Annotated in this window: 15 protein-coding genes; 7 read left to right on the top strand and 8 right to left on the bottom strand. The window is 71.8% G+C overall.

Features of this window, described 5'->3' with window-relative positions:
• Position 1: 1 nt before the first annotated feature.
• Entirely contained in the window at positions 2-346 is a 345-nt protein-coding gene (locus IE278_RS38720) for a DUF8825 domain-containing protein (RefSeq protein ID WP_189779702.1), read from the bottom strand.
• A 110-nt stretch (positions 347-456) separates the two neighbouring features.
• Between IE278_RS38720 and IE278_RS38715 the strand changes: the two genes are divergently transcribed.
• On the top strand, positions 457-684 hold the full coding sequence (locus IE278_RS38715) for a DUF2277 domain-containing protein (RefSeq protein ID WP_189779701.1): 228 nt from the start codon (positions 457-459) through the stop codon (positions 682-684).
• A 36-nt stretch (positions 685-720) separates the two neighbouring features.
• Here IE278_RS38715 and IE278_RS38710 read toward each other — a convergent pair whose 3' ends face one another.
• The gene (locus IE278_RS38710) at positions 721-1,377 is read right to left on the bottom strand and encodes a DedA family protein (protein WP_189779700.1); all 657 of its coding nucleotides are present in this window, start codon (positions 1,375-1,377) and stop codon (positions 721-723) included.
• Positions 1,378-1,661: 284 nt separating this feature from the next.
• Between IE278_RS38710 and IE278_RS38705 the strand changes: the two genes are divergently transcribed.
• Positions 1,662-2,261 carry a superoxide dismutase family protein gene (locus tag IE278_RS38705; RefSeq protein ID WP_189779723.1) on the top strand — a complete coding sequence of 200 codons (600 nt, stop codon included), beginning with the start codon at positions 1,662-1,664 and terminating at the stop codon, positions 2,259-2,261.
• A gap of 64 nt (positions 2,262-2,325) precedes the next feature.
• On the opposite strand, the gene IE278_RS38700 is transcribed toward IE278_RS38705, so the two are convergent.
• The 4 genes from IE278_RS38700 to IE278_RS38685 all read right to left on the bottom strand — a co-directional run bounded on the left by IE278_RS38700 (position 2,326) and on the right by IE278_RS38685 (position 7,732).
• Positions 2,326-2,778: a DoxX family protein gene (locus IE278_RS38700; protein ID WP_189779699.1), complete on the bottom strand. Its 453-nt coding sequence runs from the start codon at positions 2,776-2,778 to the stop codon at positions 2,326-2,328.
• Positions 2,779-2,862: 84 nt separating this feature from the next.
• A complete protein-coding gene (locus tag IE278_RS38695; protein WP_189779722.1) occupies positions 2,863-4,914 on the bottom strand; it encodes an FAD/NAD(P)-binding protein in 2,052 nt (683 codons plus the stop codon).
• Between the two features lie 357 nt (positions 4,915-5,271).
• Positions 5,272-6,954 (bottom strand): alkaline phosphatase D family protein, encoded by a 1,683-nt coding sequence (locus tag IE278_RS38690; RefSeq protein WP_189779698.1) that lies wholly within the window; start codon positions 6,952-6,954, stop codon positions 5,272-5,274.
• A gap of 133 nt (positions 6,955-7,087) precedes the next feature.
• The gene (locus IE278_RS38685; protein ID WP_189779697.1) at positions 7,088-7,732 is read right to left on the bottom strand and encodes an HNH endonuclease family protein; all 645 of its coding nucleotides are present in this window, start codon (positions 7,730-7,732) and stop codon (positions 7,088-7,090) included.
• A 430-nt stretch (positions 7,733-8,162) separates the two neighbouring features.
• Between IE278_RS38685 and IE278_RS38680 the strand changes: the two genes are divergently transcribed.
• Positions 8,163-8,834, top strand: a complete 672-nt coding sequence (locus IE278_RS38680) for an HAD family hydrolase (RefSeq protein WP_189779696.1) — start codon at positions 8,163-8,165, stop codon at positions 8,832-8,834.
• Positions 8,835-9,150: 316 nt separating this feature from the next.
• Here the strand turns inward: IE278_RS38680 and IE278_RS38675 are convergent, their stop codons facing one another.
• Positions 9,151-9,933, bottom strand: a complete 783-nt coding sequence (locus IE278_RS38675; RefSeq protein WP_246571461.1) for a peptidoglycan-binding domain-containing protein — start codon at positions 9,931-9,933, stop codon at positions 9,151-9,153.
• A 335-nt stretch (positions 9,934-10,268) separates the two neighbouring features.
• Here IE278_RS38675 and IE278_RS38670 point away from each other — a divergent pair, with 335 nt between their 5' ends.
• The 3 genes from IE278_RS38670 (at position 10,269) to IE278_RS43130 (ending at position 14,043) form a co-directional block, all read left to right on the top strand.
• Positions 10,269-12,458 (top strand): DHA2 family efflux MFS transporter permease subunit, encoded by a 2,190-nt coding sequence (locus IE278_RS38670; RefSeq protein ID WP_373312215.1) that lies wholly within the window; start codon positions 10,269-10,271, stop codon positions 12,456-12,458.
• A 125-nt stretch (positions 12,459-12,583) separates the two neighbouring features.
• The gene (locus IE278_RS38665) at positions 12,584-13,273 is read left to right on the top strand and encodes a hypothetical protein (RefSeq protein ID WP_189779694.1); all 690 of its coding nucleotides are present in this window, start codon (positions 12,584-12,586) and stop codon (positions 13,271-13,273) included.
• Positions 13,274-13,278: 5 nt separating this feature from the next.
• A complete protein-coding gene (locus IE278_RS43130) occupies positions 13,279-14,043 on the top strand; it encodes a hypothetical protein (protein WP_308434965.1) in 765 nt (254 codons plus the stop codon).
• A gap of 176 nt (positions 14,044-14,219) precedes the next feature.
• On the opposite strand, the gene IE278_RS38655 is transcribed toward IE278_RS43130, so the two are convergent.
• Positions 14,220-14,624, bottom strand: a complete 405-nt coding sequence (locus tag IE278_RS38655; RefSeq protein WP_189779693.1) for a DnaJ family domain-containing protein — start codon at positions 14,622-14,624, stop codon at positions 14,220-14,222.
• Positions 14,625-14,867: 243 nt separating this feature from the next.
• Between IE278_RS38655 and IE278_RS38650 the strand changes: the two genes are divergently transcribed.
• Positions 14,868-15,272 (top strand): hypothetical protein, encoded by a 405-nt coding sequence (locus IE278_RS38650; RefSeq protein ID WP_189779692.1) that lies wholly within the window; start codon positions 14,868-14,870, stop codon positions 15,270-15,272.
• Positions 15,273-15,384 lie beyond the last annotated feature (112 nt).

Genomic DNA, 15,384 nt, shown 5'->3' with positions numbered 1-15,384 from the left:
GTTATGACGGGGGGCGGTTGTTTGTTGGTTGGGTGTGTTTGATTGTCATTCGGGCGTCCACCTTTTCCGTCGGTGTGATGTCCGACCAGAAGCGGTGGCAGGTCACGAAGACCGCCAGTTCTCGTTCGCGCTCCCGGAGCTTCTCCACCTCGGCCTGTTCGTCGGGGGTCCAGCCAGGGGAGGCGGGGCGCTCCACCTTGCGCCAGCCGTGGTCGTCGCTGAAGCCGTCCAGGGGCTCGACCGACCAGGGAAGCCGCTTCAGCAGGGCCAGAAGTTCTGCCCGGACCTGATGCAGCTCCTCCTGACCGGCCAGGAGGTCGCTTGGGAAGTCGTAGGTCGCAGCCACCCCCCAATGGTACGTCTGTTCGATTTTGCGATGCGAGTTCTTTGGGGGACTCGGAAGGGTGACTTCACTCGAACGCTCGCGATGTCAGTGCCGCGCGCGAGACTGGACGTATGTGCCGCAGCATCAAGACACTCCGACCGCCCGTCCTGCCCGAAGAGGCCACCGAGGAGGACATCCGCGCCGCCGCTCTCCAGTACGTCCGCAAGATCTCGGGCTTCCGCGCCCCGGCCGCCCACAACCGCGAGGTCTTCGAACGCGCCGTCGACGCGGTCGCGGAGGCCACGGCCGAACTGCTGGCCGGACTGGAGGTCCGCGGCCAGGCCGGCCGCACGTCCTAGGCCGAGTCCGCACGTCCCGCCGGCTCCGGCCGGGTCTCAGGCGCCCGGGCTCGGCTCCGACGCGGGTACGGGTACGGGCGCCGGCGTCGGGCGGCGCATCAGGTAGGCCGCCCCCGCGCCCGCCCCGAAGAGCGCGACCAGCGAGACGCCCGAGGAGAGCCACGTCGCGCCCAGCCACTGGCCGCCGAAGTAGCCGAGGGCGACGCTGTACGCGGCCCACGCGAGGCCCGCGAGGATCGACCAGGGCAGGAACTCGCGTACGCGCCGGTGTGCGGCCCCCGCGCCGAGGGAGACCAGTGAGCGGCCCGCGGGGGCGAAGCGGGCGAGCACGACCAGCAGGCCGCCGCCGCGGGCGAGGGCCGCGCCGAGACGTTCCTGCGCCCCGCTCAGGCGCTGGGAGCGGGCGATGGCGCGGTCCAGCCGTTCGCCGCCGCGCCAGGCCAGCCGGTACGCCACCAGGTCGCCGAGGACCGACGCGGTCGCGGCGGAGAGGATCAGCGAGAGGATGTCCGGCACGTGCTGGACCGCCGCTCCGGTGCCCGCCGCGGCGGCCGTCGCCGCCGTGATGACCAGCACGCCGCTCGGCAGTACCGGCAGAAAGACGTCGAACAGGACCGACAGCGCCACTACGGCATAGATCCATTGGCTGTAGATCCAAGGGGTGCCGGACAGCGACCCCACACTCTCAAGCACCGAAACTCCCCTGTGTCTCCCCCGTAGGCCCGGACCGTGCCGGTATGCCGCGATGTCGCGGGGGAGCGGCAGGAGCGGCCTGTGACAGCCATACAGCGTACGCCTCGGGTGCGACAGGAGAGCCACAGGGTGCTCGTGGGTTCGCCACACCATGTTCACCCGGCTGCCACGTCCCCGGGGCGGGCGGCGCGGACGTCCCGTACCAACGAGAAAGGGGCCACCGAGCGCCGATCGCCCAAGGAGCGGAACCGACGATGACGTCAGGCATAGAACGCGCGGACAGCATGGGTGGCGTCGCGGGCGCCGTCGTACGGAGAACCGCCCTGCTCCTCGCCGGGGCCCTCGCCTCGGTCGTGATCACCGCGGTCACCGTGGGCCCCTCGGACGCCGCCGGTCCCGCCGACTCCGATCCCGCGCCCGGCTACCGCATGCGTACGGACGCCCGCTTCGCCCCGCCCGGCGCCTTCGTCGCGTCGGCGGCGGTCACGTACGACGGCACCGGACTCGTACCGCCCGCCGCGTGGATCGAGGTGAGCCAGCACAGCGAGGAGCGCGGGCCCACGACGTTGGCGCTGCGTGCGAGGGGGATGAAGGCGGGGTACGCGTACGGGGTCCATGTGCACCGGGCTCCCTGCGGCGCCGACCCGGCCGCGGCGGGCGGGCACTATCAGCACCGGCCGACCACGGACCCCGCCGGGATCAATCCCGAGAACGAGGTGTGGCTCGACTTCACCGCCGACGACCGCGGCGAGGGCGGGGCGAGCGCGCGTCACGACTGGAACTTCCGGCGCGGCGAGGCCGCCTCCGTCGTGCTGCACGCCGAGCCGGGCGGCGCGGGCGCCCGGCTGGCGTGCTTCACCGTGCCCTTCGGGTGGGCCGGATGACACCACGCCACTGACGTTGACCACGGCAGTGACGTCTCTGGCGTCACTGGTGTCACTGCGGCAGTCAGGCCGCGACGGGCTCCGAGGGGCGGTTCTCCCCGGTCGTCGTGGACGAACGGCCGGGGATCAGCCGGTCAAGGCCGAACGCGCCCGAGCCGGTGAAGACGAGCAGCAGCATCGACCAGCAGTACATGGCCGCGCCCTCACCGCTGTTCTCGATCGGCCACAGCGCCTCGGGCTGGTGGACCTTGAAGTACGCGTAGGCCATCGCGCCCGAGGAGATGAACGCGGCGATACGGGTGCCGAGGCCGAGCAGGACCAGAGTGCCGCCGACGAGTTCGATGACGGCCGCGTACCAGTTGGGCCAGGCGCCGGTCTCGACGGTGGCGCCCTTGCCGTCCAGGCCGCCGAGGACGCCGAGCAGCGAGACGGCTCCGTGGCAGGCGAAGAGCAGGCCGACGACGATGCGGAACAGGCCGATGGCGTATGGCTGGGCGCTGTTGAGGCGTCCGGTCATGTGGGATGACTCCTTCGGTGTCGGTACGGTCCATGGCGGACCGGTGGGGGACGTAACCGAGTGAGTGCTCTACGTTAGGTCTGCCTATTCAATGCTTGCAAGTTCAACTTTGGGCCATGGTTTTTCAGTCGATACGGGTGTCGAAGGTGGTTCCTCGTCCGCCTCGGCCCCCCGCCCGACCTCGGCGGCAACCGTGCGCAGCACGGCCCGCGCCACCGCGTCGGCGTCCGACAGCGTGACCGAGTCCACCCCTGGACGGACCCCGGCCGCGGTCACCCAGTGCACCCCTTCCGTGGGCACGCCGAAGGCGAACCGCCTTCCGTGCGGGCGTCCTTGACGGTCGATCAGATGGTAGGGGCGCTGTGTTACGTCCAGCCCTCCGGTTTCGTAACCGTCGACGGTGTGCGGGCGGCACTGGCCCGTCTTCAGCAGCCGGGCGAGCAGCGCGTCGGCGGTGCGCCGCAGGTCCGGCTCCGGCAGCCGGGCCTCGACGAGCGTGGTCGCCGACACGGTCGAGCCGGGCACGTCGGGGGAGTGCGCCACCCAGGCCCCGTCCTCGGCCCGCACCTCCAGGCGGGGGCCGATCACCTCCAGTACGCCCGCCTCGATGAGCGCCGCCATCTCCTCGATACGGCGCCGGGGCGGGCCGATGGACAGGAACGCGTTGAGCGGGGTGTACCAGCGGTCCAGGTGCTCCCGGCGGGACGGCCCCGCGAGGCCGCCGTGGTCGACGATCTGCCGCAACTCGTTGCGCAGGTCGCGCAGTACGTCGAGAGCCGCCTTGAGCGGGCCGTCGACGTTGCCGAGCGCGGCCTGTTCGGCGTCCTCGCGCAGATGGGCCAGCAGCCAGCCCCGGAAGTCGGCGGGACCGGTGAAGACACGGCCGCCGTGCGGGCGCGAGACGCGGTCCCAGGACCAGCGGTCGGCCCCGGAGATCCCGAACTCGTCGAGCACCGAAGCCTCTTGGGGATCCCGGTGAGGAACGCCGAGGAACCGCTCACGGAAGCCGCGTACGCCCGGGGCGGCTTGCGCGGGTCGGTCGGCTCGGGCAGCCGGGGCCGTCGGGACGACCGGGGGTTGTGGCTCCCGCGTGCCTCTCCGGGCCAACAGGGTCTCGTAGTAGACCGTTTCGACCTCCTTCGCCACCAACGGCCATATCTCGGTGAGGAAGTCCGGGGCGTCGCCCGAGTCCGCGCGCTTGCGGAAGCCGGCGATGGCCTCCGGGGTGAGTACGAGCGGAAGGTGGCGGCCGTACGGGCCCTTCGCGTTGTCGCCGCGCGCCTGGTACGGGATGCCGCGCCGGGAGCCGGCCACCAGGCGCGGCTCGCGGCCCGAGGGGAGGTAGCGCGTACCGGCCGGGTCGTGTACGAAACGGCCGCCGCGGCCGGTCGTCAACAGGGCCATGTGGTCGAAGAAGTTGAGGCCCAGACCGCGCAGCAGGACGGTCTCGCCGGGGAGCACGCAGGAGAGATCGAGGTCCGCCGGGTTGGCGGGCGGGACGTGGCGCAGCCCGTGGCGCTCGGCGTCCGCGGACAGCCGCTCCTGCGCCCGGTCCGCCACGGTCGGCAGATGCCCCTGGGCGAGGACCACGGCTGCCAGGTCCGGCAGGACACGGCCGTTGTCGAGTACGAGGGTCTGGAGGCCGTCGGCGGTGTCGTCGAGGCGGGTCGCGCGCGCCCGGTGTGTCTCGATCCGCAGCGCGGGCGGCGCCCCGCGGACCACCTCGCCGAAGACCCACTCCAGGTACCGGCCGTACTGGGCCCGGGTCGGGTAGTCGTCCGGGTCCAGCCGCCCGCCACCGCTCTGTCCGGCCGCCCAGGCGTACAGGCTGGGGCCGGGGCGTATCGGGCCCGAGCAGTCCACGCTGTCGTCGGTGAAGAGGGTGACCTGGGAGGCCACCGTGTTCATCAGCAGCTCGGGCGGCTGCGCGGTGCGCCAGACGCGGCCGGGGCCCGGCGGCGACGGATCGACGACGTGGACCGTCAGACGCGTGCCGGGCGTGAGGAGTTCGGGCGCGGAGGCGCACAGGCGTTCCAGCACGCTGGTGCCGCGCGGTCCGGCGCCGACCAGGGCCACGGAGACGTGATCTCCCGGTTCCGTGGACCCGGTGGTCCTAGTCGGTACCGAGGGTTCCATCGGATCCATGGGGGCCATCGGGTCCATGGGGTCGATCGGGTCCATCGGTTCCGTCGGCTCCGCGGGCGCTGCAGACAAGGGTGTGACTCCCGGACAGGTGGGGCATACGCGGCTCACCGCCCCGGTGGAAGCGGACGGTCCGCATCATCATGCCGCCGCACACCACGGGAACCGACCCCTGGAGCGGATCAACGACACCGGTTGTGGGATGCCTCACGGGACTCATGCACACCAAGCACCAACATCACGGGCAACCCGTCCCATAGGCGTATGCCGTGCCCCGCAAGGGGCGCGGCAAACCGCGCACCCGACTCCCACCGTGGCCCGCGGACGACCAACCACCGCCAGCGGAGCGGTTCAGCTCAGGACGGACTCGACGATCGTCCGCAACCGCGCCCCACCACCCCGCTCCTCACGCGCGTGATCGAGCCGGAGCCGGGCCGAACGCCCGCTCAGAGTCAGCGTCATCAGCTGGTTGCCGAACCAGGGCCCGCCGGTCTTCCGCCAGTCCACGGGCGGGGCCGCGACCCTGCCGTGCCGGGCGAAACGCCGGCCGAGCGCCCGGCCCACCCCGCTCCAGCCGAACCGGAAGCCGACCTTGATGTACGGCGGGATGGAGTTGTGGACGGGGGAGCAGGTCAGCTGGACAACGCGGGCGTCGGGGCCCGGCAGATCCTCCCGCCAGACCGGCTCGGCGATGTACGCGTGGTGCACGTCGCCGGACAGCACGCAGATCGTCGCGGGCGCCTGGGGGCCCGAACCGGCCTCCGCGATCAGCTCCGCCAGCTTGTCGAAGGACGACGGGAACGCGGCCCAGTGCTCCAGGTCGGCCGCCCGCCGCAGGTTCTCGCCCCGCCGCGCCCAGCGCTCGCCCCGCTCGCCGCGGCACATCGCGGCGTTCCACGCCTCCGCGTCGTGCACGAGGTTGGGGAGCAGCCAGGGCAGGGAGGTACCGATGAGGAGATGGTCGTACGCGCCGGGGGCGTCGGAGGGCTCGGGCGCCTGCTCGTCCAGTACGTGGCCGTCCCGTATCTGCGCGCGCAGCCAGTCCCATTCCTCGGGGTCGAGCATCGAGCGGTTCTGCTCGTCGAGGACGCGGGCGGCACGGCTGTCGACCATCACGAGGCGAGTGCGGCCGAAGTCGCGGCGATAACTCCAGCGGACCGAGGCCGGGTCGGCGTCGGCCCGGGCGGCGAAGGCGCGCAGGGCGTCCGTGCCGTCGGGCGTGGCGCGGACCTCCTCGTACAGGGGGTCCTCGGCGAGGCGGTCGGGGGAGAGGTTGCCGAGGTGCTGATGGACCCAGTACGACATGAGGCCGCTGAGGACGCGCTCACGCCACCAGGGGGTGTCCCGCATGTCGGAGACCCAGGCCTCGCTGGTGTTCCAGTCGTCGATGACGTCGTGGTCGTCGAAGATCATGCAGCTGGGCACGGTGGACAGCAGCCAGCGGACCTCGGGGTCGAGCCACGATTCGTAGTAGAGGTGCGTGTACTCCTCGTAGTCCGCGACCTCGGCGCCCGGCGGCTGGTCGAGGCCGCGGCGGACCTCCAGCCAGTGGCGGGTGGCCTTGGACACCTCGTCCGCGTACACCTGGTCGCCCAGCAGCAGGAGGACGTCCGGACGCTCGCCCTCGGGATCCGCGGCGATCCGGGCCGCGAGGGTGTCCAGCGCGTCCGGGCCGACCGGGTCCTTCTCGCCGTCGGGCGGCGAGGCCCAGCGGCAGGAACCGAAGGCCACGCGGACGGTCTCGTGGTCGTCCACGGGGGTGTGGATGGCCGAGGGCGGGAAGGGCGAGTCGGGGAGCGGCCAGACCCGCTCACCGTCGAACAGCACCTCGTACGAGGTGGTCGTGCCCGGTGTCAGGCCGGTGACCGGGATCAGGGCGTAGTGGTGGCCCGACACCTGGAAGGTGCGGGACTCACCGCCCGCGCCGCCCTCGCAGCGCACCTCGGCGGTGGCCGGACGGCTCGCCTCGACCCAGACGGTCGCGGACGAGCCGTCGACATACCTCAGCAATGGACCCAGGCGCAGACTCGCCACGTGATCAACCTCCTCCGTCGCCCCGTACGGTACGGAACGACGGAGGCCGGTGGGGACATTCCTGCGACAGATCACGTGAGATCGCGTGATCCGTCGCATGAGACATCGCGAGAGATACGGCTCCGGGGCCGGGTCAGCAGCCGCTGAGGACCGAGGTGAGCTTGCTCTTCTCCGCGGAGTCGACGGAGAGGTCGTAGTAGTACTTCACCTGGACCCAGGCACGGACGTAGGTGCAGGCGTAGGCCGTGCGGGACGGCATCCACTCGGCCGGGTCCTGGTCGCTCTTCGACTGGTTCACGTTGTCCGTGACGGCGATGAGCTGCGGGCGGGTCAGGTCGTTGGCGAAGGCCTGGCGCTGCGCGGTGGTCCAGCCGTCGGCGCCGGAGTCCCAGGCCTCGGCCAGCGGCACGAGGTGGTCGATGTCGAGGTCGGAGGCGGCGGTCCAGGTGGCGCCGTCGTAGACGGAGTACCAGGAGCCGCTGGTGGCCGCGCAGGCGGAGCTGGTGACGACGTTCGTACCGTCACGCTTCAGCACGGTCTCGCGGGTGTTGCAGGTGCCGCTGATGGTGATCCAGTGCGGGAAGAGATCGCGGTCGTACCCGGTGCGGTCCTCGGTCGCCACGGTGAGCGAGGCGAGGTAGGTGCGGGCGGTGGCGGCGCTGACCGGGGTGGGCAGGGCGGCGGAGGCGGTCGGGCCGTTGAAAAGCCCGACCATGGCTATCAGAGCGGCGAAGACGGCCACTAGACTCAGCCGTCGACGCGCGTAGACCTTCGGCATGCGAACTCCCTACGGGTGGGGGGAAGTTGACCTGCGAACCACTGAATGCTCGCGGGGGCCGGTTTCCGGGAGATGTGCGTCAGGTGAGAAGTTAATGACGTGGGCATGACAGGACAAGATGTCCGACGGGGATTTCGGAACGGGTTCTGTGCGGGTTCGGTGTGCGTGGGTGGCGGGATCACTCTTTGTTTTGTACCGTGGGGGAACAAAGTGGTCCCCGTTCGCACTCCCTGACCGGCGGGCGGGGCCACCTTGTCTCTCGGAGGCGGGGTTCGGTTCTCGGCTGCGCCGTGATCTTTTCGCGTCCTGATCCGTGCGGGGGTTCCGCGTGCGGGGGTTCCGCGCCGGGATTCCGCGCGTGGGTTCCGCGTGTGGGGTCGCGTTTCGATTCCGCGCCTCGACTCAACGTTTCGATTCCACGCTTTGGAGCATGCCGATGACGGCCTCGACCGTGCTGACCGCCCGCGCCCTGCTGCTCGACATGGACGGCACCCTCGTCAACTCGGACGCCGTCGTCGAGCGCGTCTGGCGCCGCTGGGCCGACCGGCACGGGCTCGACGGGGACGAGGTCATGAAGGTCGTCCACGGGCGGCAGGGGTACGCGTCGATGGCCGTGCTGCTGCCGAGCCGGCCCATGGAGCAGAACTACGCCGACAACGCGCGCATGCTCGCCGAGGAGACCGCCGACATGGACGGGGTCGTGGCGATCGAGGGGGCGGCGGAGTTTCTGGCGTCCCTGCGGGAGCAGGGGGTGCCGCACGCGCTCGTCACGTCGGCGGACGTGGGGCTGTCCGCCGCGCGGATGGGGGCGGCGGGGCTCGCGATGCCCGAACTGCGGATCACCGCGGAGTCCGTGGGGGCGAGCAAGCCGGATCCCGAGGGGTTCTTGAAGGGGGCGGCAGAGTTGGGCGTCGCGCCTGAGGAGTGCGTGGTGTTCGAGGACTCGGGGGCGGGGATCTCGGCGGGGCGCTCCGCGGGGATGCGGGTGGTGGGGGTGGGGGATCGGGCTCGGATTCATCGGCCTGATGCGGTTGTTCGGGATCTTCGGGGGGTTCGAGTGGAGGGGTTGGAGGGCGGGGGAGTTCGGTTGTGGGTGGGGTGAGTGTGCGGGGGCGGGGGGCGTTGTGGGGGGTTGCGCCGTTCCCCGCGCCCCTGGCAGGCGAAGGGCTGCGTCGTTCGCCGTGCCCTTGGCAGGTGAAGGGCTGCGCCGTTCCCCGCGCCCCTAAAAGCGAAAAGACTGCGCCGTTCCCCGCGCCCCTGAAGGGGCGAAGGGTTGCGTCGTTGTCCGCGGCTCTGAGGGGCGAAAGGATTGCGCCGTTCCCCGCGCCCCTAAGGGCGAAAGGCGAGGGACTGCGCCGTTCCCCGCGCCCCTGAGGGCGAAAGGCGAAACACTGCGCCGTTCCCCGTGCCCCCGGGGGTCAGGGGGTTGATGTTTCTGATTCCAGGCGGGTTCGGGTTTGTTCGTCGTAGACGCCTGGGTCCGCGTCTATGCCTCGGGTGAACTGGTAGTTGCGTACGGCGTTCTCGGTGCGGTTGTCGTAGTCGCCGTCCGCGTCGCCCACGTAGAGGGCCAACTGCTTGAGGCGCAGCTGCAGTTCGGTGACCTCGGGGCCCTCGTCGCCGCGGCGCAGCACCGCCGGGCCCGCCTTGTCCGTCGGGTCGGCGGGCGGCGGGGTGGTGCTGACCGAGTTCTGCGGCGAGGGAGCGCGCGTCGTCGCGGACGTCCTGGACGGGGTGGCCGAGGCGCTCGGCGACTCCGAGGCCGACGGCGTCGCGCTCTCACTGGCCGACGCGGATTCCGAGGCCGACGCCGATGCCGACGGTGACTCGGAGTCCGACGGGGACGGCTCGTCCACCGCCGTGTCCGGCACGCTCGCGCGCAGGTCGTCCGGGGCCGCGCCGTTCCGCGACGGCGACTCGTACGAGAACAGTCCGCTCGCGAACCCCGCCGCCGCGACCACGACCGCTGTGGCGCCGGCACCCACGAGCACGAAACGACGTCGGCGGCTCGGCTTCTCGGGGGTGTCCGAGGGGTCGGCCGTGGGGTCGTCGTAACCGTTGTGGACGTCGTGGCTGTTGTAGGCGTCGTGCCCGTCGTCCGGGTGGGCGTCGGACGCGGAGCGTTGCAGCGGGATCGCTATGGTCGGCCGCTCGTTACCGGGGTCCGGGGTGGCGCCCTCCGCGGGTACTTCCAGGTCCACGTAGGGGCGTATGCGCAGCGGGTCGAAGTCCTCCGCGGCTGCCGTCTCGGCGGACCGGGTCTCCAGGAGTTCGTCCGCCGCTCTGCGCGCGCAGCCGCATGTCGGGGAGCCCCCCGACTCCCTGGGTGCCCCGCATTCCGGGCATATATGACCGCTCCGGTCGCTCACGTCGTTGATCCTTCCCCGTACGAACTCCAGCGATTATGCAGACCCCCTCCACACAATCTCCCGGTTACCCCCGGAATCCCGAACTCCTGGCCGAATCCAACAGGCCATAACCGGTCACACCGACCAGGATGGAAGAGGAACGGGATTCTCGTGGCCGGGAGGTCTTCATGGCCGAGGATGCGCACGGCAGGGGTGGCAGGCGGGGCGACAGGCGGCGTGGCGGGCGGGATGACGGGGGCTCGGGCGGCGGGGGTGTGCCCGAGGAGGTCCCCGGTGGTCCCGGGGCCGGAGCCGGGGCCCGGCATCCGCGAGATCATTCGCGCGGCGCCACCGCCGTTCCCCCGCACATGCAGGGCGGTGTCCTCGTCTCCATCGGGGCGCTGCTCCTGGGGCTGCTGCTCGCCGCGCTCGACCAGACCATCGTGTCGACCGCGCTGCCGACCATCGTCAGCGACCTGGGCGGGCTCGATCATCTGTCGTGGGTCGTCACGGCGTATCTGCTGGCCTCCACGGCCGCCACCCCGCTCTGGGGCAAGCTCGGTGACCAGTACGGGCGCAAGAAGCTGTTCCAGGTCGCCGTCGTGATCTTCCTGATCGGCTCGGCGCTGTGCGGCATGGCGCAGAACATGCCCCAGCTGATCGCCTTCCGCGCGCTCCAGGGCCTCGGCGGCGGCGGACTCATCGTGCTGTCGATGGCGATCGTCGGCGACATCGTCCCGCCCCGGGAGAGGGGCAAGTACCAGGGGCTGTTCGGCGCGGTCTTCGGCGCGACCAGTGTCCTCGGGCCGCTGCTCGGCGGGCTGTTCACCGAGCATCTGAGCTGGCGCTGGGTCTTCTACATCAACCTGCCGGTCGGGGTCGTCGCGCTCGCCGTCATCGCCACCGTCCTGCACATCCCGGTCCGCTCCCGGCACCACACGATCGACTACCTCGGTACGTTCCTGATCGCGGCCGTCGCCACCTGCCTGGTCCTCGTCGCCTCGCTCGGCGGCAACACCTGGGGCTGGGGCTCGCCGCAGATCATCGGCCTCGCGGTCCTCGGCGTCGTCCTCGGAGTGGCGTTCGTGGCCGTCGAGCGGCGCGCCGCCGAACCCGTACTGCCGCTGAAACTGTTCGGCATCCGCACCTTCACCCTCGCCGCGGTGATCAGCTTCGTCGTGGGCTTCGCGATGTTCGGTGCCATGACGTACCTGCCGACGTTCCTCCAGGTCGTCCAAGGTGTGTCGCCCACCATGTCGGGCGTGCACATGCTGCCGATGGTGGCCGGACTGCTGGTCTCCTCGACCGTGTCCGGGCAGATCGTCAGCCGTACGGGCCGCTGGAAGGTGTTCCCCATCGCGGGCACCGCCGTCACGGCCCTCGGACTGCTGCTCCTGCACCGGCTCGACGTCGACAGCTCCACGGGTGAGATGAGCCTGTACTTCCTCGTCTTCGGCCTCGGGCTCGGCCTGGTCATGCAGGTCCTCGTCCTGATCGTGCAGAACGCCGTCTCGTACGAGGACCTGGGCGTCGCGACCTCCGGCGCCACCTTCTTCCGGTCCATCGGCGCCTCGTTCGGTGTCGCGATCTTCGGCTCGGTCTTCACGAGCCGGCTGGGCACCGAACTGGCCGACGTGCTCCGCGGGCAGGAACTCCCGGCGGGCCTGGGCGCCGACGCGCTCAAATCCGACCCGAAGATCATCAGCGAGCTGCCGGCCGCGCTCCGGCCACCCGTCGTCGAGGCGTACGCCGTCTCCATCACGGACGTCTTCCTGTACGCGGCCCCGGTCGCCGCCGTCGGCTTCGTGCTCGCCTGGTTCCTGCGCGAGGACAGGCTGCGGGGCTCGGTGACGGCGCCCGACGCCACCCAGACGCTCGCCAGCAACCCCGTCGAGCGCTCCTCGTACGACGAGGTGTGCCGCGCGCTGTCCGTACTGGGCACGAGGGAGGGGCGGCGGCACATCTACGAGAAGATCACCGCCCGCGCCGGGTACGACCTGCTGCCCGCCGCGAGCTGGCTGCTGCTGCGCATCCGGCGCTACGGCTGGGCCGAACCCGCCGCCCTCGCCGAACACAGCGGGGTGCCCCTGCAGATCGTCATCGCGGCCGCGCGCCAGGTGGAGGAGCGGCGTCTGGGCGTACGCGAGGGTCTTGACCTCGTCCTCACCGAGGAGGGGCGGGAGGTGGCCGGGAAGCTGGCCGCGGCCCGGGAGGAGTCCCTCGCCGAGCTGCTGGGCGACTGGTGGGGGCCGAACCGGCCCACCGACCTCACCCAGCTCGTGACGGAACTGAACTCCGAGCTGTGCGGTTCCGACGCGGAACGGCCCTACGAGGAGTCGGCGCCGAAACCGGCCGGACGAACCTGGCTCGCCAAGTGAGCTGACCCGGGGCCCGGTTGAGGGCCCTCATGACGTGGATCCGGCCACGGGCCGTTTGTTACCCGAAGTCCGGGCAACCCGACGGAAGAAGCGGCCCGCTGGGCCCAGAACCCGGAAGGCAATCCATGTCCACAGGCGTGATCATCGTTCTGATCGTGATCGTGGTGGCCGTCGTCGCCGCCGTGATCGCTCGGCTCGTGATGGCCCGCGGGGCGGGCGGCGGGCAGAGCCTGAAGCGGCGCTTCGGGCCCGAGTACGACCGGGCACTCGCCCGGCACAACGGCGACTCCCAGGCCGCCGAGCGCGAGCTGGAGGAGCGCGTGCAGCGGCACGGGTCGCTGCGCGAGCAGCCGCTGGACCCCGCGGCGCGCGACCGTTACGCGGTCCGCTGGACCGCGATCCAGGAGCAGTTCGTCGACTCGCCGCGCGACGCCGTCGTCGAGGCGGACCGGCTGCTCGGCGAGGTCGCGGGCGCGCGAGGCTTCCCGACGGGTGACGGTTACGAGGAGCAGCTCTCCGCGCTCTCCGTGCACCACGCGCACCACGTGAACGGCTACCGCCGTGTCCACCTGGCCGTGAACCCGAACGGGGCCGGCGCCGACCGGGCCGACACCGAGGAACTGCGTGAGTCCCTGGTCGAGGCCCGCGCTCTCTTCGAAGCCCTGACGACCTCCGCGCGCGACGACAGGGCGCAGCTGCGGAAGGCCGAAAGGGACGGCGGCGAGGAAGCGGCCGACACCACTCGAACCGACAGCTCCCGCGGCCGTTCGCACGCGCCGTGGGCGCTCAACAGGCGCCATGTGAAGGGGAGTTGAGACGTATGCCGGACAACACCGCGGCAGGACCGTCCAGGGACCAGCGGGACGAGCGCGATGAGCGGGGCAATGTGACCAGGACACCGGGAACGGGCGGCGCGGGGCACGGCGGCGGGTCCGCGGCCGGGCGGCTCACGGGCAGCGCGGGCACGGCGGGCGCGGCAGGTACGGCGGGGCCCGAGGCCTCGACGCGGACCGGTTCCGCCGCGCGTGACGATGTGCTCGGCGGCCGGGACACGGCGTCCCAGGAGCGCGTCCGGGACGGCGGCCAGGACACGATGGTCGGGGGTCGGATTCCGGCCACCGGACCGCGTACGCCGGAGCAGGACCGCTCACCGGCGCGTGAGGGCGCCGGGAAGGTTCCCGGGGGCACGGTTCCCGGGAGCACGGGCAAGGCGGCTCCGGGCGGCCGGACCGGCGCGTCCCGCGAGGGCGTCCTCGGCGCCGAGGCGAGGGTGAACGCCGGGGCGGGGACCGGGACCGGCGCGGGCTCCGGCGGGCGGCTCATGCCGCACGACGAGGGCGACAAGTGGTCGCTGCGCCTGCAGCACGCGGTCGCCGGGTTCGTCGACGGGCCCCGCGGCTCGGTCGAGGAGGCGGACCAGGTGCTCCAGGAGGTCGCCGAACGGTTCACCGACGCCGTCAACCAGCGGCGCCGCGCCCTGAGCACGACCTGGCAGGGCTCCGCCGACGACAAGGGCGACACGGAGCAGTTGCGGCTGGCCCTGAAGGACTACCGCGAACTGACGGAACGGCTGTTGAAGATCTGATCCTCGCCGCCGCGCCGCCGCGACTGGCGTGCGTGGCAGGCGAGTTGCGTGAGTGAGGAGGCCCCGCCCGGGCACAGTGCCCGGGCGGGGCCTCCTCACTGGTGAGCGGACGCGCTTGGGTGAACCGCCGCCGCCCGGTGTCGCCGTCGCGCGTCAGGCCGCGCGGCGCTCGTGCGTCAGGCCGCGCGGCGCTCGTGCCAGGCGCGGACGATCTCGTCCACGTCGTACGGCTTGAGGCCCAGGGGCGGGCCCGGCGGCGGCTTGAACATCATGTCGCGGATCTTCGCGTTGATCTCCGTGACGATCCGCCGCACCACCCGCTCCGACGGCGCCGCGGCGGCCTGCTCCAGCGCGTCCTCCGCCTCCTTGCGCAGCGCCAGCGTGGGAGGCAGTACGAACAGGCCCTCGCGGGCCATCTTCTGCTTGATCCACCACAGTTCGTCGTACGACGTGTCGGGGCCGCTCGGCAACGGCTTGCCCGCACCGGCGAGTTCGGTGAACTCGCCGCGTGCCTCCGCCTCGCGGATCTGCCGGTCGACCCACGTCTCGAAGCTGACTCCGGGAGGTTTGCGCTCGGTCATGCGTCCATTGTGCGGGATGCCGCGCGGGACCGGCGAGCGGTGTGCGACCGTGCCGCACGGTATGCAACTGTGCCGCACGGTATGGACCGTGCGGAGCGGTATGCGACTGTGCCGGACGTCGTACACCCCGGCGCTCTATCATTCGGCGGCGATACGTCGCCGGGCGTCGAACAGGTCCCGGCGCGGGACAATCGGAACGTCGGAACGCGGGAACGCGGAACGCGCGGGAACGAAGGAGCGCACGTGCTCGAACTCACCATGGCCTCGGTGTCCGGGACGGACGCCGGCGCGACGGCCGGAATGCAGATGGCCGACGCGCCGAGCGAGCCGGGTGCCGTGCTGCGGGTGGGGCGCGACCGGGGCGCGTGCCGCCTCGCCACGCCCGACGACTGGCTGTTCGTCTCGCGGGTCCACCTGGAGTTCCTGTGCGGGCCCGAGGGGACCTGGCAGGTGACCTGGCTGCGGGGCACGCACGACGACCCGTCGTCCGAGGTGCGGTTCTCGCTGGTGGGCGGAGGCGGCGGGGTCCAGCAGCCGCTGCCGTACGGCGGGACGGCGAAGCTGCCCATGGGCGGCTCGGGCGAACTGGTCATCCACGACCGCACGGGCCCACGCAGCGTGAACGTGGGCTTCTACCACGAGGTCTGACACCCCTCGGGGAGCGGGGAACCTGCGCCCGGGGCGCCCACGGCAGCCGGCGCCGACCACGGGCAGCGCCCACGGCCAGCAGGCGGCGCTCGCGCCGGCCGGCGCCTGCGGC

The organism is Streptomyces tauricus, assembly GCF_014650955.1.
Classification (GTDB): Bacteria; Actinomycetota; Actinomycetes; order Streptomycetales; family Streptomycetaceae; genus Streptomyces; species Streptomyces tauricus.
This window is presented reverse-complemented; position numbering and strand designations above follow the sequence as displayed.